The following is a 21600-nucleotide window of genomic DNA, read 5'->3' on the forward strand; positions in this document are numbered from 1 at the left end:
TTATCCTTGGGGAATGTGTGTATTTAAGATAATACTAATATAGTATAGTATTATACCCCAAGGTTTTCAAGAAAAATCCCCTCCGTCCAGCCGATATATATCACGTTTTTGATTTATAGAAGTGCCCTTATGATAAAAGGCTCTTAGCAACATAAGGTAATAAGAATTTTGTCTTTGGCTCATTTTTCAATAATGTATGGTGCGTTTTATGGCGATACTACCTAGTGCTCGACCATTTTTACAAAAATTTTCTTTATCCAGCAGTTTAGTAATAGCAGGCTTACTGTTAAGTGCCTGTTCTGTTAGTGAAGACAATAAGGAAGATCAGTCATTGCTTAGCATTTGGTCGCAAGAGCAAAATGCTCAAGCAAAAGAGGCTGCTCGCACCAAGGCCATTAATAAAGTTCGTCAAGAGGCACAAATTGAGGCCAATAATATGGCCACCAATAGTTCTTGGACTTACGAAAACGATGATGCCTACCGTCAAGCCATCAAACAAACTGATATTGTTTATGATGAACAGAGCGCTTCTTTTATTTCCTCTCAACAAGAGCAAAGTGCTCGAGAGCGATACTTATATGAGCAAGCTTTAAAAAACCAAGATGAGACTCAAGATATTTTTTACAAAGAGGCTCTCAATGGTGGCAATGAGACAGAGAACAGCTCAGATATAGAGTCTCCCAGTACCAATTAGTAAGGTGGTATTAGAAGCCCTCAACAGCAATGAAGGCTCAACAGATGCTTTAGAGGCCGAGGCTAGCGCTAGTGCAGGTAATAGCACTAGGACTGGAGATATGAGTGCCAGAGGCAAAACCTATAATGCTAAAAACAGTGTTGAGATTGGCAACAGATATAAGCTAGGCATTAGCGAGCATGAGCCTTATATAGCACCTGTGCCAGTCAAAAAGCCAATACGCTCCAGCTCACTTAATAGCACTAAAAATTACTATCAAAATGGCAAGCAACCTTGCTACAACTGCTCAGACAGCTATGAGCGTGATCCTGCTTACTATGAGCCATGGCACCAAAAGTTTAAAGCTCCTTCTATAGACAACGCACCGCATCGCTCGGGCAACGTCTATACCCCTAAAACTTTTGAGTAATAATCCCCATACAACAAAGGGCAGATTTTCTTCAAATCTGCCCTTTGCTTTTAATAGGCTAAAACTTGCTTAAGGTAAAGATGGAGTTGGTAAACCTTGTGGTGGAGGTAATGGCCTACCATCTGGATCTGTTGCTACATTAGGCGAGGTCGGAGCCCAATGTGGAGGTGGCGGTGGATAATGGACATTGCCATCATGTGGTGGCCTATGACCAGGAGGCCTGTGACCTGGGTATGGTGGTTTATGATCTGGATAAGGCGGACGACCATCAGTGCCTGGCGGGCCATAATTGCCATTATTGCCATACCAATAGCCATCGTAATAGAAACTACCGCCATAGTCTATGCCGTAATTATTGTCTTTACCTGACTGAACGGTCACAGTATTACCATTTTCATCAACATAGCTATAGGTAACCTGAGAGTTATTAAATTGCTCTCTTTGCTCTAGCTCTTGACGGTATTTAGCAATTTCCTCTGGAGTACCGATCATGGTAGGTGTTTTATTACCATAAACCTTAATCTTAGGTTCATTGCTTGGCGTTTTATTACTATCTTCAGCTACAGCCACACCAAAACCTAGGGCCAAGCCAAATAGTAAAGTTAGCGCTGTTGCGACAACGGTCTTTCTCATGACTTCCTCCAAAATATTAGCGCTCTGTAAAAAGATATTTTCAATAAGCTATATGTTTTTTAACGGAATTGGACAGGCAAAAATATATAGCTCACAAACAAAAAAAGCACATTTTGTGCTTTTAGTGCTGAGTATCGGCCTTATTAAGCTCTATCTCATCTTGATGACTCTGAGCTTGGCGCTGGTACTTGAGCCTTATCTTGATGATTAGCTACATCTACGGCTAAATCTTGTTGCTCTAGAGAAGCATTTGATATAGGAGTGGCAGAGCCAGCTTCGCTATGGCTAGCCTCAGCCTCTAAATGGCTGGCAGCGCTATGGTTTGCCTCTATGGCGTTAGTATCTAAGCTGTTAGTCTCTAAAGCGCTAGTATCTAAAGAATTAGCCTCTAAAGGGATTGCTTCTTGCGCTGCTATTTCACTAAGAACAGCATCTTGATTGGAGGTTTGAGCCTCAGTCATTTCTTTAGTGCGTGCGACAGCTGATGTTTCTAAAATGCGATAGTTCTTGGCTTCAATCTTAATTTTGAACATGTTGCGTTCAACTTCACCCATAATTTCAATGAGCTGATCTTTATGGACATATGACCAATCAACATCATCATCGAGCTCAACTTCAATGGTTGCTCCGCTCTCATCGGTAAACTCGTAGCTATCTTTATAAAGATAGCTGGTAAGGCGACCACGCAATACAACTATTTCATCATCCCTACCATGGGTCTGAATCGATGCTATAGTATGGTATTGGTTTTCAAAGCCTTGTGGGCCAAACAGCATTTTATGACCAGCCATAGCCTCTGGAGTAAGCATAGCAATGCCTAGTAAAAACGCAGCAGAGCCTAAGAGCATTTTACTTTTAGCTAGTGGTCCTGGGTGTTTAATGATACTTGCGACATGTAACATAGCTTTTTTCCTAATATTAAGAGGCTCGTTACCCATATTCTAAACAAGAATGTTGGGGGTAATATTTTTACGCCACCTAAAAATACTACCTAATATTTGGGACTTCTATAAAGAAACTAACATGTTCTTATGATTTAAACTAAAACTCAAAACTTTAGAGCATATCCTAAATGCTCTTAAATTGCGGCTAATACGGTAGAAGTATGGTTGTTTAAATTTTGCGCTTAAATCAGCCAATAATTTGTACACTTTGCTATATTACTTATTGCAAATTAGCCTATCCTTAGGTGCTACATAAAATTTAAGAAAAGTGATTTTGTTTGATCACCAAATAGCACTTTAGGGTGCCAATCGCTAGAAAAATAGTATAATAGCCCGCATTTTTTTATTAAGAGTCAATAACAATTGATCGAGGTTAGTCATGGCTGATATTACTGCAATTAAGCTCAATAGCAACGTTAAGCTTCAGATGGGTACTTTCCACGTAGCTGTTTGGGGCTGTCAGATGAACGTCTATGATGCAGATCGAATTCGCGATTTAATGACAGCCTCTGGCTACGTTGAGCAAAATGAACCTAAAGGCGCTGATGTTATCATTTTAGTAACCTGTGCTGTCCGTGCCAAAGCTGAGGACAAAGTATTTAACCAGCTTGGTTCCTGGAGACATCAAGGCATTATTAATGACGATACTGTTATTGCCCTTGGTGGCTGTGTAGGCTCAGAGCTGGCTCACCAAATTATTGAAATTGACCCTAAGATTGCTATTGTCTTTGGTCCAAGAACAGCTCACAAATTGCCAGCCATGGTAGCTCAGTATCGTGCTACGCATGAAAGTGTGGTTGATGTTAATGCTGAGGCCTTAGAAAAGTTTGATGCCCTCCCAGAGCAAGGTCAACGTGGCCCTAGCGCCTTTGTTACCATTATGGAAGGCTGCTCTAACAATTGTACTTATTGTATTGTTCCTCACACCCGTGGTGGCGAGGAGTCCCGTCCAGAGCAAGACATCATTGATGAGGTTATTACTCATGTGGCCAATGGCGTTAAAGAAATTCACCTCTTAGGCCAAAATGTAAACTCTTATCGTGGTCTTGATGCTAATGGAAATGTAAGCCGCCTCTCCTCCTTACTTTATGAGATTGCAGCTATTGATGGCGTAGAGCGCTTGCGCTTTACCACCTCCAATCCAATGGAGTTTACTGACGATATTATTCAGGCTATTGCTGACTTACCTGTTATTGCTGATTCCATTCATATCCCAGTACAATCAGGTTCAGATCGCATCTTAAAGCTTATGCACCGTGATTACACTGCTGACTCTTATCGTGAGTTAATTCGTAAGTTAAGACAGGCTCGTCCTAATATCTTTATTTCTACTGATATTATTGTGGGCTTCCCTGGAGAAACTGACGAGGACTTTGCTCAGACCATGCAATTGGTTGATGACATTAAGTTTGATGCCAGCTTTAGCTTTATTTACTCCAAGCGCCCAGGCACTCCAGCTGCTGAATATGAGGACAATGTACCGCTAGAGCACAAGAGACAAAATCTCTATGCTTTACAAGCTAAATTAGAAGAATACGCCACCATGTATTCCCAAAGCTTAATGGGCACCCGTCAAAGAGTATTAGTTGAGGGTATCTCTCGTAAGAGCGATCAAGAGCTCAAGGCTCGTACCTCTAACAACCGTATTGTAGTTTTTGAAGGTAGCCGTGATTTAGTAGGCCAAATGGTTGATATTGATGTTATCAAGGTTATGAGCCACACCATGAAAGGCCGCTTAGTAGGTCAAGGCATGAACTTAAGCTAGTAGCAGAACAATAATCTAAATTTAACTAAAGGCCAAAGCTGTCTTAACCTTGTTTAGACACTTTGGCCTTATTATTTGGCAAATACTTGATAATAAATGCGGGCATTTTATAATTATTGCTCTGAGCTTAATATGGGTTTTAGGCTTAAGCTCATGTAATTAGCGAAATGTTAAAGAAAACTTTTTTGGGAGTTTCAATGTCCAAAGAGCAGCTTAATAAAGACTCTGATCGTCGTTTTAGCCTTGAGCCAGTGGATCGTAATCGCCTTGCTAATATGGTAGGTCCAGAAAATGAGAACCTAATTCAGATTGAAAGTCGCTTAGGTGTAGAAATCCTCAATTCTGGTGCAAATTTTTGTATTAAGGGCGGTGGTAAAAAGGCTCTTGCTGCTGAGCGCATTATTAAGCAGCTTTACCTTGAAACTGCACCTCTGGGTAAGCAAAAGAAGGCTCAATTTATCACTCCAGATAAAGTGAACTTAGCTATTATTGAAAATACTCATTTAGAATCAGACGCTCAAGATAGCCCAAATCCTTTAGATTTTATTGATCAAGAAAGCCAGCTAGAACAAGCTGAAAACGCCCGAGCTACTCTTAAAAAGAATGCTCACAAGACCTCTAATGAGTCTGAGGATCGTGGTAGCGTAGGCGAGTTATATCATAAGGCTTCTACCTTAAAGACCCAAAGAGGTGTTATTAAGGCACGTACCCCTAACCAGGCAGGCTATATTAGTCAAATCATTTCTCATGATGTAAGTTTTGGTATTGGCCCTGCTGGTACTGGTAAGACTTTCTTAGCAGTAGCTGCTGCTGTTGATGCTCTTACTCGCAATGAAGTACGCCGCATTATTTTGACCCGTCCTGCGGTAGAAGCTGGTGAAAAATTAGGCTTCTTACCAGGTGATCTTACCCAAAAGGTCGATCCTTATTTACGTCCTCTTTATGATGCCCTTTTTGAAATGCTTGGTTTTGAAAAGGTAGAAAAGCTTATTGAGCGTCAGGTCATTGAAATTGCACCTTTAGCCTATATGCGTGGTCGTACTTTAAATGATAGCTTTATCATTTTAGACGAGGCTCAAAACACCACCATTGAGCAAATGAAGATGTTCTTGACCCGTATTGGCTTTAATTCTAAAGCTGTTATTACAGGTGACCCATCTCAGGTTGATTTGCCTAAGAATGTACGCTCTGGTTTGCGTCATGCTATGGATGTGCTTTCTAAAGTAGACGCTATTTCTTTTACTTACTTCCTCTCTGGTGACGTAGTACGCCACCCAGTAGTAGCTGCTATTGTTAATGCCTATGACGAGTGGGATAAGAAAGAAAAAGAGCTCGAAGAAAAAGCTCCAAGAGAGCGCCGCTATGACCGCCCATATCGCTCTGGCCCAAAGGACAGATATTACCAAGATCGTGAGCGTATGAGCTCTCATGAAGATGAGCAAGAATTTGACTATGATGGCGAACAAGAGCCAGCACCTGCAAATGCGCCAGCACCTGGCCATGCTCCTGAGGGCCCAAAAGCTGATTATAGCAGCGAATATAAGCGCTCTTTAGATGAGGATGTGGCTCGATTAAATGCTCAACAAATTAAGGTTGAGCAAGCTTTTAGTACCTCTGACGACTTTGATGCTTTAATGGACGATTTAATTTACGATCAAGACCAGGATAATCAAAGTTCATTGACCCAGTCTCAGGTAACTGGCCATAATTTTAATAATTTAATGGATGATCTCATAGAAGATAATCCTGAGCACAAGGCTCACCAAGAATAATTATTTAACTTAATTTTTAAGAGGCTGACCCCTACTTTATGGTCAGCCTCTTTTTCCATTTAGCTTTAGAAGTAATGCTATGCAAAATATTGTGATTGATTTACAGGTAGAAGTTGCCGATCATGAGCACATCCCAAGTATGGAAGATTTACAAAGCTGGGCTCGTGCTGCTTTTAATGCCGTTAACTATCAAAAAGACTGTTCCTTTAGCGCCTGTTTTGTTTCCAATGATGAAATTCAAGAGCTTAATGCTACTTACAGAAATATAGACAAGCCTACTAATATTTTATCTTTCCCTTATGAAGAGCCAGAAGAGCTCTTAGCTTTAGATCCTGAGCTTAAAGAGGAACTAAACTCTAGTGAGTCCTCTGAGAGTAACGTTAATATGGGCCAATACTTAGGTGACTTAGTCATTGCTATGGATGTACTAAAAAGGGAAGCACAAGAGCAAAATAAAACTTTGCAAGAGCATGCTGCCCACTTAATTGTCCATGGCTGTCTCCACCTTTTAGGCTATGATCATATTCAAGATGATGAGGCTCAAGAAATGGAAGGCATTGAAATTAAAGTACTAGCAACTTTAGGCTATGCTAATCCATATGCTGCTGATGAGCTTTAATATTAAACTTATCAATTAGCACCTATTTTGTTGACCATACTCACGCAAAATAGGGGCAAACACTAAAAAAGCATTTTGCTAAGCTATAATGAGCCTTATGTTTGTTAATAGGAGTTTTTTAATCTTATATGGGATCTGATCTTCCGTCGCAACCGTCTTTTTTAAGTCGCACTCGCGAACGTTTTATGCGCACCTTTTTAAAACGAGGCCTTCCTCAAAATCAAAGCGATCTAGCCAAAGTTATCGAGCAAGCAGGTCAAGATGAAATTATTAATGAAGATACTGAGGACATGATCCGTGGTGTCTTTGATATTTCTCAACGCCGTATTGCTGATATCATGATCCCAAGAGCCAACATTGTGGCAATTGATTCACAAAGCACTATCGCTGACGCTATTGATACCATTAAACAATATGGTCACTCTCGCTATCCTGTTTGTAATGAGGATAAAGACCATATCATAGGTATTTTATTGGCCAAGGACTTATTACCATTGGCTAATATGAGCGATAAGAAAATTTCAGAATTTGATGACTTATTACGTAAGGCTGTCTTTGTGCCTGAGAGTAAGCGCGTCAATATGATGTTACGTGATTTCCAAAAAGACCACTTGCACTTAGCTTTAGCTATTGATGAATATGGTGGCGTTTGTGGTTTAGTAACTATCGAAGATATTATTGAGCTTATCGTAGGTGAGATCACTGACGAATATGATCCTACCGAAACTACTACCTGCATTACTAAAACAGGTGAAAATATCTACACTGTTGAGGGCACAACCCCTCTTGAGGAATTTGAAGAGTACTTTAACACTACCTTACCTCATGTAGACGTTGATACTGTGGCAGGCTTAGTTATTCACTTATTAGGCCATATTCCAAATCAAGATGAATCTACCACCTTAAATGAATTTACCTTTAAGGTCTTAAATTCTAACTTACACCAAGTACATACCCTCTTGGTAACTGTAAGTCCTAAAGAAGAAGAGTAATTAAGCTCTCTTCACTCCACAAAAAAGGCTCAAGACCTTGTGTTCCTTTACTACTGGTCTTGAGCCTTTTTTAATTATTACCCTGGCATGGGTTCTTTCTGCTACTCTTTAAGAGGCTCTTTAGGCAAATTAACCTGTTCATTAATGTGCACCGAGTGATTAGGGGCAGCATTATTATCAAGCTTATCTGCACTTAAGGGCTGATGCTTTTCATCTGTATAGGGCTTATTAGCAAAGCCTTGATGAGAGTAAGATTGTTTGCTATTAGGAGCAACTTTCACTCCCTTACCTACAGGACAATAATAAGCTCTTCCTGTCATAAAAAACTCATCATGGCCAATAAATGGGGTATCCCAATGCGGCGGAGGCAGCATGTAATCGGCTCTTACAGCTAAATTGGTCTCAACTAAATGATTACCGCCTAATTGAGCAGTCTTAAGCTTTAAGATATTACGAGCACCATTAATACTAAAGGAGCCGTAATTGCTATCGATATCACCAAGGAAAGTGCAACCTTCAACCTCAGTAGGCAAAGCACTAACTACTTGGTCAATAGCTGCTAAATCTTGTTCACTATATGAGCTACAAGCCCCTACAGAAAAGGTAGCCATGATGGCACATGCTATCTTAGCTAATTTGCCCATACTATACTCCTAACATTACCAAATCTTGGTCTTCAATAATTGCTTATTAAGCTCCACTGCCGCCATAGCTAAATTTACCTTATCTGCTTGCGGGGTCTTATTAAAGCGAATATTAGATATGGTGTTATTGCCCTTGTAGTAAATCATTAAAATACAGCTTTCACCGCTGTGAGTTTTCACTTCATATTGCCTTTGGTAACTGGCATCTTGTAAAAACTTAACTTCAAAACCTAAAGGCACCAAAATCCTACTTACCCTATCATCAATAGAGCCATCCTGAGCGCCATTTACCTGAGTCTTACTACTCTCTATCTTGCCACCCCATGGCATAGCATCATCACTCTTATGAGCCGTAGGATTCATAATGGCAGGCATAGCGCCAGCAAGAAGATTCCCATCATGCATTGCGCCTACAGCCTGATTGCCTACAGGCATATTGCCCTCTGGCAATAAGCCCTGCATGTAGCCACTATTAGTGGCATAAGTAGGTTTTACCAATAAGTCACCCCTAGTATTATCAGGGCTATATTTTTGAATGACCACTCCATACTGTAAAGCCTTGGATTCTTCTTCCAAGATAGCTTCGCTCCAAGGACTAGGCCCACTCAAAGCAACAGCACCTCTATTTATTTCTTGTCCCTTGCCTTGAGCACTGTCTAAAGACTGTTTAGGGCTTATATTTGCCTTAACCTCTGATTCAATGTTTAAAGTAGGTGTAGAGCCATTATTAATAGTTCTATGAAGTAAGTTTTGCTCCAAAAGCTCAATAATGTGCTGCAATAAGCCATTGTCCTCTACCAATCTCTTATTAAAAGCGATTTTAGAGATATTGTTGTTTTGCTTATGATAAATCAGCAACAAATAATCATTACCACTAGGTAGAGTTACCCTAAAGCGCTTATGGTTAACCAACTCATTATCAAATTGAGCCTCACAATGCAAAGGCGCTAACAAGCTACTAACTATATTAGCAAGTGCAGCATTGCCATCAATCTCCATCCCTTCTGCAAGCTCTTGAGAGCGTGTACCACCATAAGCAGCAGTCGCAGCAACCGTATCAGCTGCATTTACAGCGGCCGCATCAGATGCAACTGCCTCTGGAGGTTGGCTAACCTTAAAAGGACTATCAGGCATTAAAGAAGGCTCACCAAAAGGCAAGTTAAGCTCATTATTACTATCCGTGGTAACAGGTGAAACTATTGGGGTCTCTACCTTTACCTCAGCCCCTGTCTCTAGCTCTGGCTCATAGCCTGATTCTGGCTCTTGCTCAGCCTCAGCTTCATAAACTGGAGAATCTTTACTGTGGTGCTGATTATAGTCATCAATCAATGATACTAAGCTAGTAAGATCAAATTCATCTAAATCACTGCTCTGGCGTGGTTCTGGCTCGTTTAAGCCATTATGGCCCAATGATTGAGGCATTTCTTGCTCGTTAATTGCAGGGCTTGCTTCTTCATCGCTATAGCCAAAATCATAGTCCATAATAGCCTCATCACTAATAGGACTATTAGCTGGCTCTAAGGATAGCTCTTGCTTTTGCTCCTGCACCTGCTTCGTTTGTAGTGCTATGACTTGAGTTTGATCTAGAGCTGGCGCACCTGGAGCAGGCACTGCTGACATCTTAGGAGCTACTGGCGCATCTTGCGCATCAAGCACATCTTGCGCCTCTTGGCTGTGAGCATTTTGAGGTAAAGACTCTTTAGGGGACTTGAGCTTAGCAGCGCTAGTGCTTTTTGGTTGCTGGTGAGGGGTATATGGTTTACCAAATTTAATGCACTGAGTCTCAAAAGCCTCATTTAAGCTTTTAAAAGACTTTTCAATCACCACATCATAGATTTGATAGTCAGGCGCTTTGTGCTCATAAGAGCCATTTTTAAGCTCTTCTATAGTAAAAACACGATAAGAAGGCAGGAGCTGCGATAAATCATTTGGTTCCATAAAGCCAAGTCCTCAACATTACTCTAACCATAATTTTAGCAATTAATAGTTAGCTTTATGACAGCAATTTAATGCGCCCGCACCACTAAAAGATAAGTCACACTTACTCTATCGTTATTATTGCTATTTTTTGGCGAAATTCGGGGGTGGTCACTAGTTAATTTTGTTAGAATGAGGGCTCAATTTTTTGGTAGCATATCTTAGGCTTGTGGTGATCATAATGTCCTCTTTACTTGTAAAGTTACAAATCTTTAGCAATAAAAACTTTTGGCAAAGTGTTTTGCACTCTAAACTCGGCATCTGTGTCACCTCCATAGCTTTAGGCTTAATTGCTACTTTAGGTTTTGCTCCTTTTAATATGTGGGTTATTAGCCTTGCTTCTTTAGCTTTTGAGTTTTGTTTTATCGCTTCTTTAAAAAGCAAAAAGCAGGTCTTCTTTTCCTCTTTACTCTATTTTACTGCCCTTAATACCATTACCTTAGAGTGGCTTAACTTTGTCATGGTAGATTTTGGTGGCTTGCCTTATATTTTATCTTTGCTAGTAGAGACCTTATTTGCTTGCTATCTTGCTATTTTCCATGCTGCCTTAACTACTTTAGCTTATAAGTTTTCTATGCAAAAGTATAAGCCAAACCCAAGCCTTGCAGACAACCAAGAAGCTCAAGACGAAGATGATGAAGAGTCAGTAGAGATGGCTGATAGCTCTACTGTAGGTTCCTTTATCCCTCAAGGTATTAGCCAAAACTACCTCTTCCCTATTTTAAAGTTTGCTCAAGGCAGAGAATACCGCTTCTTTAAAAATGCCTTTTTATTATGCTTCTTACCTGTAGCCTTGATTATTGCTGACTTTATTATTGGCTGGTTATTTACTGGCTTCCCTTGGATGTACTTTGGCTATAGCGTACTTGAAGGGCCTTTTTCTGCTTATGCACCTTTAATTGGAGTTAGAGGCCTTACCTTAATTCTCTTTATTAGTGCAGGTGCTTTAGCCTTAGCAATTGAGCGTCGCTATATTTATTTACCAGTAGCAGGTGTACTATTTTTATTTGGTGTCTTTGTTTTAGGAGTACAGTACACTACCCCACTCAATAGTGTTAATGTCATTGGCATTCAAGGTAATATTCCTCAATCCATTAAATGGGATCCTCGCCAGACCAAGCCAAGCATTGATAAATATATCAATTTAACACTAGAGCACTTTGGCAAAACTGATCTTATCGTGTGGCCAGAATCAGCCATGCCTGTATATTTTGAACAGGTGGTGCCTTTAATCAATGATCTTAATAATCTTGCTTATGAAAAAAATACAGCCATGATCATTGGTATGCAAAGAGTCACTCCTCAAAAGCAAAGCTTTAACTCTATGTTCCTTTTAGGCCAAGGCCCTGATTTAGACAACCTACAAAACTATGATAAGCGTCAATTAGTGCCTTTTGGCGAGGTAGTGCCTTTTGAAAAATACACTAGACAACTAGGCTCAATTTTTAACTTCCCTATGTCTAGTTTTACTCATGGCGCTTATGAGCAAAAGCAAATGTTTTTAGAGCAGCAGGGCTTATCACTCATCCCTGCCCTATGCTATGAGTCCATTTTCCCAGAGCTCATGCTCTCATTACATGACGAAAACACTAATGGCATTATTATGATTTCTAATGACTCTTGGTATGGTGATACTAGAGGCCCTCAAGAGCATTTAGCTATTGCTCAAATGAGATCTTTAGAAATGCAAAAGCCTATGATTAGAGTAACTAACTCAGGCATTACTGCTTATATCAATGAAAAAGGTGAGGTAGTAAAGCGTCTGCCAAGTAATGTAGATGGTGCCTTACAAATGAATTTCGTACCAACTAAAGGTATGACCCCTTATGTAAGATTTGGCAATATCCCTCTTTATATTCTGCTCGTGCTTTTAATTAGCATTGGTATATATTTAAGATCTCAAGATCAAGATGAACGTATTGCTATACTTAAAGAGATGGTGAGACCTTAAGATTATTGCTAAAATCTCGGGATAGCTCACATAATAGAGCCTTGATTAAAACTATCATTGGCCCTAACTAGTATTTTTGATGATCTTTAAGAGCAAAACGTCATATAATCTATATAATTAATTTCTTACTTTCTATTAGAGAGTTAGTTTTATTGCTAAATGCGTATCAGAGGAAGGTAACATGCGCGAGATTTTCTTTAGCAGCTCACAGGTTTTAACTTACATCATTAAAAGATGCTATCTAAAAGACTATAACATTAATCAGGCTACAGCCCAGAGACTGCTTTATTGCAGCTATGGCTCTATTATGGGCTTGTTTGATATGCGTCTTACTGATGAAAGACCAATTACTTGGGAAGCTGGCCCTATTTTCCCGCGTGCCGTCTTTGATCATATGAACCATCAGTTAAACTTTACTGATTATCAAAATCCATTAGAGCAAAAGCTTTCTCAACCAGCAATCATTTATGTTATCAATCAAACAGTTGATAACTTTGCTACTCTCAGCCCACAAGAGTTTACTGAATTTTTAACTGCTCCTGGCACTCCTTGGTATGAGGCCTCTAATGGCGGTGAAAATATGGGCGTAATTATGGAAGACGAATTAATTCGTCAATACTTCATTAAGTCAGTAGTAGATCCAGATGCCTACTTTGGCCCTAATATGGAAATTCCTATTGCTGCTGATCCACGCTCTGAGAACATCTGGGCTTAAGAGCAGCGATTTAATCCTTCCATCATTACAAAGACCTCCCTATGCCTAAACTTGGGTATACGGAGGTTATTTTTTATTGGCCAAACACAGCCCTACCCTCAATCATCCCCCTTCAATCCACCATCTGGCACCAGCACGGCAATAAGCCCCACTTACTATTGCCAAGCCCCCATCAGCTCAGCTATCAGCCTAGCCAGCTAGGCCATGTAATACTACGCCCTACGCTACATTAGGCTATAACTACACTCCACACAGTTACAGCTACGCAACCCACGCTACGCCGCTATGCAACGCAAGCTAAGCCACGACTGGACACAACACGTCCTGCAAGTTAAGTTGCAAGATAGCCAAGGATCGCTCTTAGTTAGTTAAAAGGATTAGAGCTTGCTTGATAAATAAAAAAACCCTAGCTTTGCAGCTAGGGTCTTAGTTAATTTAATCTTAATTCTGAGGTGCCAATAATTAGCCTTCCTATTTCGCTACACTTAGTTTTTTCGTTGCGAAAGAGCACTGAGTGCTTAAAAAAGGTACTACCTCCCTGTTCAAAAATAGGGTTTTTAGTAATATGGCTTAAGGCATTAGCTTTTGAGTGATAAAAATGAGGCTCATAGCCAAGGCCTAAATCTTTAGCTCTAATCTCCTCCATTGATAAATCCTGATGCTTGGGAGCACGATTAACTGAGCTTTGCATTTTCTGACTTACAAAATGCTCAATAGCTAATTTACTATTAGCTTCACTGCGGTAATGATCAGTGTCATAATGCAAATCATCAGTTAATACTAAAGCATAATTATGATTCGGGCCATAAAGCAGCTCTAACTCTTTTTGTATATCCTGCTCACTGATTGGCTTAGGGATACGTTTTTGTTCACGAGCTATTTTTTGAGCTTTAAACTTAGCGCTATGACGAGCTTTTTCATAAGCCAAAAGCTTTAAGTCTTCGGCACTTTGATTTTTGCTCAAATCATGCTCTTTCTTGAGTTCTTGCTCCTTTGCAGCTTTTTCCTTATTAGCCCCTGCATTATTATTTAAATACTCAGGCTTAAACTTCTTAACCTGCTTTTGATACGGGTCAACATAGCCGTAAGGCAGGTCATCCAAAGAGACCATCACATCGATTTTATCTTCAGAATGAGCCTGAAGCACCACACTATGGGAACTACGAGCAGCCTCCTTAATTCTGGCAATTTGCTCAGGAGTAAAAGGCTTCTTTTTAACCTCAACCCCCTCAAAAGACGTGTTAACTATAGGCTGACCCTTTCTCAATTCACGATCTTGCGCTTCTTTAAGACCAACTAAACTACTGTCTAGTAAATCATTATAAATAATGTGTTGTAATAGATGCTTATAGGACATTAAGGCTTTATAGGTGTCATTAACATCATAGCCATTAATCTCAAGTGACTTATGTATCCCATGAATATAGCGATTTAAGGTAAAAACACTCTTAAGAGCTGGAGAAAATGAGGTCATACAAAGGCCGATACGATTGTCTTTACAGAAGTTTTGATAGGTTTTCTTATTATAAAACCCCACATCATCATGATTAATGCGACCAAACTTAGGCAAATTATTAGTATCAACATTAGTTGCCTTAAGCATATCCCAGTAGTTCATTAAAACTTGGGCATAATCAATGTGCATTAAATGAAGATGAACCTCAGAACCTAAATAGTGAGTATGAGGAATCTGTGATTGTTTAAAGGTTTTAGAGCCAGTACCGAGCAGATCATTAATCTCCATTAAGCTCATATTGGACGCTTTATTCATGTTTTTCTGGCGATCTAAAGCTTCCTTTTTTAGCATCTCAAGATCTATATCAGACTGATTAGCAATCTTTTCCATCTCTCGCTCTGTAATATAGCCATAGTCAAACTGAGCAGATGGCTTAATATCAACCATGCTTTGAGAAAAAGAGGCCTTATCATTGCTATCAATGACATTAGATGTAGGTTCAGAGGCGCTAACATTATTAGTGCTTGATACTAAAAATAAGATGATACTTACGAGCGCCAATAATGAGTAAAAACGATCTAAAAACACTCTATTAGCTCTTAAAATATGTTGGTAAAAAAATAAAAGTCACCTAATGGGAATCGCAAATCTTGCTTAAAACTTTAACAACAAAAATCTAACTCATAAAACAATAATCTGTGTCTTTACTAAGGCATATAGACACATATAGGCACTTTAGGAACTTAAAATTAGCGCCCTTTATAAAGAACTTTATTATATTAGAAATTGCTTTATCTATGCTAATAAGCAGCAAAGAAAACGAGAGTCATGCAACATATTATTTTTTAATATTGATTGTATTAAATACCATATTTGGGGCACAGCATATTATTAAATGACATGCTACAATGATTCTTAGGTTTCTTTAGTCAGCTAAATACCAGAAGAAATCAATTATGCCGTTAATGCTATTAATACCGATCTATCTTTTGGTTTAGTCCTAGGTTTTGTTCATGAGTACTAATGTTGATAATCGCCTCTTAAAGAGCAATGATACTTCTACAGGTATGTCACTAAAATCTGCCCTTGGTTTAGAACAAGAGCAAGAACAGTCACGTCCAGCATCCATGAACAAAGCAGCAACTGCAAACTACTTAAGTTCTTTAAGAAGGGAACAAGATGAGGTAGGTGATAACTTATCACGCTCTATGAATAAGCTTAACCAAAGCTTATCTCAAGCAGCTGCTAAAAGTGACACAGCCCCTGTAGATGAACAAGCTCAAAAGATGGCTGTCTACAGCAAATTAGCAGGCAAACTGATTGATCGTGATAGCTCTTTACAAGAAAAAGTTGCTCAGAACCTTTCAAGCAATAGCAATGTTGTTCGCTCTAAAGATGCCTCAGAGTCTTTGCAAAAAGCTATGGATAACCTTCCTCCAGCTTTAAAGGAAGGAACTCAAGCTGGTAAAGATTTAGCAAAATTCATGGTTGAAAACCTAGTAACCTTAAGCGATCGCAAGCAAATGGGTGCAGGTTTAGAGCGTGATTTGGCTGTACGCCAAATTTCTATTCCTAAAAATCAACCAAATAGCCGTATTCAGCAAGCTAGCTCTAAAGTATTGAGTGCGTCTATTGAGTATGTAAAAAACAATCAACCTGAAGTACTAGCTAAAATACCGCCAGAGACCAAAGCAGAGAGTCAAACTAGCTCTACTACCACTATCAAAGCACAAGAGCATAGTGCCCCAGCTCAAACTAAAGATACTACCTATATTTCAGCTCTTAAAGCTCAGCGTCATCAAAGTGCTATTAACAATGATCAAGAGCCTAAGGCGCAAGCACCACAAGATAAAATTAGTGCTGAAATTTCCAAGCGTATTCATAGTTTAATTGCTCAGGCTGCAACTACAGCTAAAAGCGGTAATCTTATTTCTTTGTCTCCAGAAGAGGCAGAGCGCTTTGATCGTACCCAAAGCCCTCAGTCATCGGACAATCTAAAGCGCATTTTTGGCCAGAATAATAACTCTAGTTCTAACACCAGCAGTGTAAATAACGGAGCTGATGGGGAATTACCACCACCTAGCACTACCAATAAACAAGCACCAACTAATGTTAGACAGTTGTCATTAGCTGAGCTTTCAGCTCGTGCTAACCAGCTACAAACCCAATTTCGTGAAGAAAGACAGCGCATTGTTCAAGAAGGTAAGTTACCTGATCCTGCACAAATGCCTGAATATACCTTTGATAAGGCCTCAGTGAAGGCTACTCTCACTCAGGCACATATTCAGCAGCAGCAACAAGAACAACAACGTGCTCAACAAACTTCATCCCTATACGAAAGCTTAGCTCGTGCTCGTAGTGCTATTAGCGCCCATAGTTCCCAGTATGCTAACCAAACTCAACAAGCCGAGCAGCCAGCCCCTCAGCAACAGCAACCTGCCCAGTCTCAAACTACTGAGCAAAAGCCAGTAGCCCAAGACAACAAGGCCCCTGCTGCCCAACAGCAACCTGCCCAGTCTCAAACTACTGAGCAAAAGCCAGTAGTACAAGACAACAAGGCCCCTGCTGCCCAACAACCAGCACAGCCTCAAACCACTGAGCAAAAGCCCGTAGTACAAGATAACAAGGCCCCTGCTACACAGCAACCTACACAGCCTCAAACCACTGAGCAAAAACCAGTAGCTCAAGACAACAAGGCTCCTGCTGCACAGCAACCTGCTCATCCTCAAGCTACCGAGCAAAAGCCTGTAGCCCAAGACAACAAGGCCCCTGCTACACAGCAACCTACACAGCCTCAAACCACTGAGCAAAAACCAGTAGCTCAAGACAACAAGGCTCCTGCTGCACAGCAACCAGCTCAGCCTCAAACCACTGAGCAAAAGCCAGTAGTACAAGACAACAAGGCACCTGCTGCCCAACAGCAACCTGCCCAGTCTCAAACTACCGAGCAAAAGCCAAGTAATATAGAGCTTAACCACTCAAGCTTGAACTTTGGTAAAACTGACGTAAATTTAAGCTTTAATGCTATTCAAAGTAGTACTTATGGCGGTATGGATATCATGCCAGGCATGACTATACCTGTTTCTCATTTTGGTCAGTTTGATAACGATACTATTCAGCCTAATAACAAGGCGCTTGAAGCACTCAAAGTACAAGCTCGCTTATTAGAATCTCAACTAAAATCAGCTGAACAAGAACTTGCCCAGCTAAAGCAAAATGCAACTTTAGAGAGCAAGCCTACACTTAATACCAGTCAGCCTGTAACCGATGGCGATGAACAGCAGTTAAGCTCTGGCTCTAATGTAGCTAATAAGCCAAGTATTGTGCCTAATACTGAGGTTCCTAAGGGCCCTAGCGGCGTGCCTTTAGCCGATGGTGATGAACAGCAACTTAGCTCTGGCTCTAATGTAGCTAATAAGCCAAGTATTGTGTCTAATACTGAGGTTCCTAAGGGCCCTAGCGGTGTGCCTGTGGCCGATGGTGATGAGCAACAGCTAAGCTCTGGCTCTAATGTAGCCAATAAGCCAAGTATTGTTCCTAATACCGAAGTGCCTAAGGGCCCTAGCGGTGTACCTGTGGCCGATGGTGATGAACAGCAACTTAGCTCTGGCTCTAATGTAGCCAATAAGCCAAGTATTGTTCCTAATACCGAAGTGCCTAAGGGCCCTAGCGGTGTACCTGTAGCCGATGGTGATGAGCAACAGCTTAGCTCTGGATCTAATGTAGCTAATAAGCCAAGTATTGTTCCTAATACTGAAGTTCCTAAAGGCCCTAGCGGTGTGCCTGTAGCCGATGGTGATGAACAGCAACTTAGCTCTGGCTCTAATGTAGCTAATAAGCCAAGTATTGTTCCTAATACTGAGGTTCCTAAGGGCCCTAGCGGCGTGCCTGTAGCCGATGGTGATGAACAGCAACTTAGCTCTGGCTCTAATGTAGCCAATAAGCCAAGTATTGTCCCTAATACTGAGGTTCCTAAGGGCCCTAGCGGGGTTCCTGTGGCTGATGGTGATGAGCAACAGCTCAGCTCTGGCTCTAATGTAGCTAATAAGCCAAGTATTGTTCCTAATACTGAGGTTCCTAAGGGCCCTAGCAGCGTGCCTATGGCCGATGGTGATGAGAGTGTAGTAGAGCAGAAGGTTGATACTGTTGTTAAGCCACCAGTAATGACTACTGAACAACCAGTTAATAGCAACAATAATTTAGCTGGTGCGGGCGCACCTACTGTTGAGCACTCTAATCGCACCAATCCTTTTGCAAAGCTTTACGGAGCAATGCAACAAGGACACTACGATGAGGCTAATATTCAACAGCCTAATTTAAATGATAAGGGTAATAGTAGTAATACTTTAGGCTTTAATACTGCTTTAGCTAAGCCTATGGACGGCAATAGCCAGTCATCACAAACCCAATCTAATAGCAATCAGTATGTGCCTTCAGGCTCTGGTAGCATGATGAGCGAAGCTAGTGATGAGGCTCAATTTAGCAATAATACTATTATTGTTAAGGGCCCTGTAGATGCAGAGGCTGCATCTGAGGAGCCATCAATTACTGACAAGCCTAAGCACGCTACTAATGCTTCTGCTACCGATGTTTCTAAGACTAAAGAATTTTTAGCTCAAAACGCTCAAGAGGCTCAAGAAAAAGAGGCTGTTATTCAGGAAAAGCAAGCCACTAAGGAAGCTCTTGAACAAAATATAAAAGAAAATAAACAAGAGCAAAAAATTCAAGAGGAGCAAGTAGTACAAGAGGAATTTGTAGCTACCATGCAAGCTCGTGCCCAAAGCACCCAGCAAGCAATCGAGCAAGCTCAAATTCAAGCTAACTTACAAGCTCAACAAGTACAAAGCAATCAACAACTTGCTAATGGTAAGCTTTATGAAAATGGTCAAATTAACCAATTTAGCCGTTTATATCAACATACTATTAGTGAGCAGAATGCCCAACAAGCTCGTGTTTTAGGTTCTAGTCAGGTTAATACTGTAGGTGATACTAATATCAAGGCTACAGGCGCTACAATTGCCACTACTACCACCACTATTAATGTTGAAACTCAAGAACAAGGACAACAAAATACTGGTGCCACTAATTTAGCTAACCGTAATACTGTAGGTAATACCACAGTAGATCAGTCCAATCGCTTGTTAGGTGGCGATCAAAGCGCAGTTTCTGCCAACCAGTTAAACCAAGGCACTCAAGCCCAAGGCCAAGCTCAAGCTCAGGCTCAAAACCTAGCTAACACCCCTAGTGCGGGCGCTCAAAATACCGCCACTCAAGGCGGTCAAGCTCAGACTCAAGGACAAGCTCAAGTAAGCACCCCAGCACAGGTACAAGGACAGCCTCAAGCTCAGGCTCAAGTGCAAGGACAGGGCCAGGCCCCTGTTCAGGTACAACCTCAGGGACAGACTCAAGTGCAAGTGCCAGGACAGGCTCAGGTGCAAACTAATGTACCTAATAGCAATGTTCAGAGTCAGGCAGTGCAGCCAAATGTAGGCGTAGGAGCGGTGAGCGGTACTGGGGCTGTAAGCCAAATGCAGGCTCAGGTTCAGGTTCAGACGCAAGCTCAAGCTCAAGCTCAGGCTCAGATTCAAGCTCAGATTCAAGCTCAGATTCAGGCTAATGGCAACGCTATTCAAATGCCTAATGGCTTAAGCACACCTGTGGTAAATCTTGATGAGGACAGTCTCCAAGACGAAATCATTAAGAATGTAATGCAAACTGTGCCTTCTGATGACCTAGATGAGTTTGGTATCAAAAATAACAATAATCTAACCTCTGCTCCATTATCAGGTGTAGTGGCCGATACTGACTTAACTGAGGATAATAATACTTTCAGCCAAATTCTTAATAAGGGCGCTAGCGAGCCTAATGCTTTATCAGCTTTAGGTGATAGCTCTAAAGTGGTTCCTACTAATAGTGCGCTTGGTGCTGCTCAAATTACTAGTGGACAAAATGACCCTATTCCTGAGGAAAGTGTAGTTAATAATGTAGCCACTCCTAAGGAAGGCGGTATTTTACGTCGCTTAGCCTCTTTGTTTGGCCGTAAGAACAACGTAGAAGAGGCCGTAAGCAGCTCCAGTAATGAATCAAAAAGCGTAGACCCTAGCAAGGCTGCTTTAGATAACTTATTAAATAAGAGTGAGCAAACAGCTTCAAGCCAAAACAGCGCAGCTACTAATATCCGTATGAACAGCTACGAGAGTTTAGTTAATAAATTACAAATGGCTGCTGCTGATGAAGCACTTCCACCTAAGATGCAAGAGCAGGCTCAAAACTTATTAAAGTCATTACAAAACCCTGTTAATGACTTAAAAACAGTTAGCTCCTGGCTGAACTTTGTAACAGGCCCAATGTCACCATCTTCATCTCAGGCACTGGCCTTACACCAATGGGCTTTTATGCTGTTATGCATTCGTTTTGAGCAAATTGGTAAGAATGTTGAAAAATTCTTGAAAAAGACCCAAGGTGGTACAGACAAGATAGCTAAATTGGACACAGCCATCAAAGATAGCGCCAAGGTTGCTCAAGAGTTAGATGATGTTACTGTATCGAAGAGCCATGATCTCCTAAAAGAGACCTTTAGCCAAGTAGAGCGCATGCAGCAGCAGATGCAATCCATTCCTCAGGATCAATCTGTCTTACGCTATATTCCTTTACCTCCAAACTATCAAGGCGGAAAAGAAGGTAGCTTTAGTGCACAAAAGCGTAAAGACGAGGATGGAGGTACCAGTTGGCATTTAAACTTTAATCTTGATTTACAAGATATGGGAGCCTTACAAGTTAAGGTCAAATTACGTTTCCCTGAAATTCAAATGTCTTTTGTGGCTGAAAAGTTTGAAACCTTACAAAAGGTACAACAACATATGCCTGAGCTTAATGCCAAACTTAAAGAAATTGGCTTAACCTCAACAGGCTCTAATGCCCGCTTAGGACATATTAACTTTAACCAGGATCAAGCACCAAGCCCAAGCAATAATGGCTCTAAGTTTAAATATGAAGGCAATGCTTTTAATGTTGATGCTTAGTAATAAT

General features: G+C 40.7%; 13 protein-coding genes and 1 pseudogene. 9 read left to right on the top strand and 5 right to left on the bottom strand.

All coding sequences use genetic code 11. The annotated features are described in order from the left end of the window. Positions 1–208: 208 nt before the first annotated feature. Together MXE38_RS04730 and MXE38_RS04735 are read left to right on the top strand one after the other, a co-directional pair. On the top strand, positions 209–694 hold the full coding sequence (locus tag MXE38_RS04730) for a hypothetical protein (RefSeq protein ID WP_246912652.1): 486 nt from the start codon (positions 209–211) through the stop codon (positions 692–694). A gap of 4 nt (positions 695–698) precedes the next feature. Beyond that, a complete protein-coding gene (locus MXE38_RS04735) occupies positions 699–1103 on the top strand; it encodes a hypothetical protein (protein WP_246912666.1) in 405 nt (134 codons plus the stop codon). A gap of 69 nt (positions 1104–1172) precedes the next feature. Here MXE38_RS04735 and MXE38_RS04740 read toward each other — a convergent pair whose 3' ends face one another. Both MXE38_RS04740 and MXE38_RS04745 read right to left on the bottom strand, forming a co-directional pair. Next, positions 1173–1736, bottom strand: coding sequence for a hypothetical protein (locus MXE38_RS04740; RefSeq protein ID WP_246912669.1), 564 nt, complete (start codon positions 1734–1736; stop codon positions 1173–1175). Between the two features lie 155 nt (positions 1737–1891). Then, positions 1892–2638, bottom strand: a complete 747-nt coding sequence (locus tag MXE38_RS04745; protein ID WP_246912675.1) for a NirD/YgiW/YdeI family stress tolerance protein — start codon at positions 2636–2638, stop codon at positions 1892–1894. Between the two features lie 421 nt (positions 2639–3059). On the opposite strand from MXE38_RS04745, the gene miaB reads away from it, so the two are divergent. From miaB to MXE38_RS04765, 4 genes and pseudogenes are all read left to right on the top strand, one after another. Continuing rightward, a complete protein-coding gene (gene miaB, locus MXE38_RS04750) occupies positions 3060–4445 on the top strand; it encodes a tRNA (N6-isopentenyl adenosine(37)-C2)-methylthiotransferase MiaB (protein WP_246912677.1) in 1386 nt (461 codons plus the stop codon). Positions 4446–4642: 197 nt separating this feature from the next. Next, a pseudogene (locus MXE38_RS04755) lies at positions 4643–5800 on the top strand (PhoH family protein); the annotation flags it as partial. Positions 5801–6296: 496 nt separating this feature from the next. Continuing rightward, the gene (gene ybeY, locus MXE38_RS04760; RefSeq protein ID WP_246912686.1) at positions 6297–6836 is read left to right on the top strand and encodes an rRNA maturation RNase YbeY; all 540 of its coding nucleotides are present in this window, start codon (positions 6297–6299) and stop codon (positions 6834–6836) included. Between the two features lie 185 nt (positions 6837–7021). Further along, positions 7022–7828 (top strand): transporter associated domain-containing protein, encoded by an 807-nt coding sequence (locus tag MXE38_RS04765; RefSeq protein WP_246912689.1) that lies wholly within the window; start codon positions 7022–7024, stop codon positions 7826–7828. Between the two features lie 101 nt (positions 7829–7929). On the opposite strand, the gene MXE38_RS04770 is transcribed toward MXE38_RS04765, so the two are convergent. After that, on the bottom strand, positions 7930–8472 hold the full coding sequence (locus tag MXE38_RS04770) for a DUF4156 domain-containing protein (protein WP_246912691.1): 543 nt from the start codon (positions 8470–8472) through the stop codon (positions 7930–7932). Between the two features lie 15 nt (positions 8473–8487). Next, positions 8488–10410 carry a hypothetical protein gene (locus MXE38_RS04775; protein ID WP_246912699.1) on the bottom strand — a complete coding sequence of 641 codons (1923 nt, stop codon included), beginning with the start codon at positions 10408–10410 and terminating at the stop codon, positions 8488–8490. 220 nt (positions 10411–10630) lie between these two features. On the opposite strand from MXE38_RS04775, the gene lnt reads away from it, so the two are divergent. Continuing rightward, the gene (gene lnt / locus MXE38_RS04780; protein WP_246912709.1) at positions 10631–12400 is read left to right on the top strand and encodes an apolipoprotein N-acyltransferase; all 1770 of its coding nucleotides are present in this window, start codon (positions 10631–10633) and stop codon (positions 12398–12400) included. A gap of 181 nt (positions 12401–12581) precedes the next feature. After that, positions 12582–13115 (top strand): hypothetical protein, encoded by a 534-nt coding sequence (locus MXE38_RS04785; protein WP_246912710.1) that lies wholly within the window; start codon positions 12582–12584, stop codon positions 13113–13115. Between the two features lie 430 nt (positions 13116–13545). Here the strand turns inward: MXE38_RS04785 and MXE38_RS04790 are convergent, their stop codons facing one another. Next, positions 13546–15159 carry a hypothetical protein gene (locus tag MXE38_RS04790; RefSeq protein ID WP_246912711.1) on the bottom strand — a complete coding sequence of 538 codons (1614 nt, stop codon included), beginning with the start codon at positions 15157–15159 and terminating at the stop codon, positions 13546–13548. Between the two features lie 425 nt (positions 15160–15584). Between MXE38_RS04790 and MXE38_RS04795 the strand changes: the two genes are divergently transcribed. Next, a complete protein-coding gene (locus MXE38_RS04795; protein ID WP_246912713.1) occupies positions 15585–21593 on the top strand; it encodes a flagellar hook-length control protein FliK in 6009 nt (2002 codons plus the stop codon). Positions 21594–21600 lie beyond the last annotated feature (7 nt).

This window comes from Anaerobiospirillum sp. NML120448, assembly GCF_023050945.1.
In the GTDB taxonomy this organism is placed as follows: Bacteria; Pseudomonadota; Gammaproteobacteria; order Enterobacterales; family Succinivibrionaceae; genus Anaerobiospirillum.

Excerpts from the sequence above, each read along its gene's own strand:
- miaB (WP_246912677.1), top strand. The coding sequence starts at position 3,060 with ATGGCTGATATTACTGCAATTAAGCTCAATAGCAACGTTAAGCTTCAG.
- MXE38_RS04785 (WP_246912710.1), top strand. The coding sequence starts at position 12,582 with ATGCGCGAGATTTTCTTTAGCAGCTCACAGGTTTTAACTTACATCATT.
- MXE38_RS04740 (WP_246912669.1), bottom strand. The coding sequence starts at position 1,736 with ATGAGAAAGACCGTTGTCGCAACAGCGCTAACTTTACTATTTGGCTTG.
- MXE38_RS04730 (WP_246912652.1), top strand. The coding sequence starts at position 209 with ATGGCGATACTACCTAGTGCTCGACCATTTTTACAAAAATTTTCTTTA.
- MXE38_RS04775 (WP_246912699.1), bottom strand. The coding sequence starts at position 10,410 with ATGGAACCAAATGATTTATCGCAGCTCCTGCCTTCTTATCGTGTTTTT.
- MXE38_RS04770 (WP_246912691.1), bottom strand. The coding sequence starts at position 8,472 with ATGGGCAAATTAGCTAAGATAGCATGTGCCATCATGGCTACCTTTTCT.
- ybeY (WP_246912686.1), top strand. The coding sequence starts at position 6,297 with ATGCAAAATATTGTGATTGATTTACAGGTAGAAGTTGCCGATCATGAG.
- MXE38_RS04795 (WP_246912713.1), top strand. The coding sequence starts at position 15,585 with ATGAGTACTAATGTTGATAATCGCCTCTTAAAGAGCAATGATACTTCT.
- lnt (WP_246912709.1), top strand. The coding sequence starts at position 10,631 with ATGTCCTCTTTACTTGTAAAGTTACAAATCTTTAGCAATAAAAACTTT.
- MXE38_RS04745 (WP_246912675.1), bottom strand. The coding sequence starts at position 2,638 with ATGTTACATGTCGCAAGTATCATTAAACACCCAGGACCACTAGCTAAA.
- MXE38_RS04765 (WP_246912689.1), top strand. The coding sequence starts at position 7,022 with ATGCGCACCTTTTTAAAACGAGGCCTTCCTCAAAATCAAAGCGATCTA.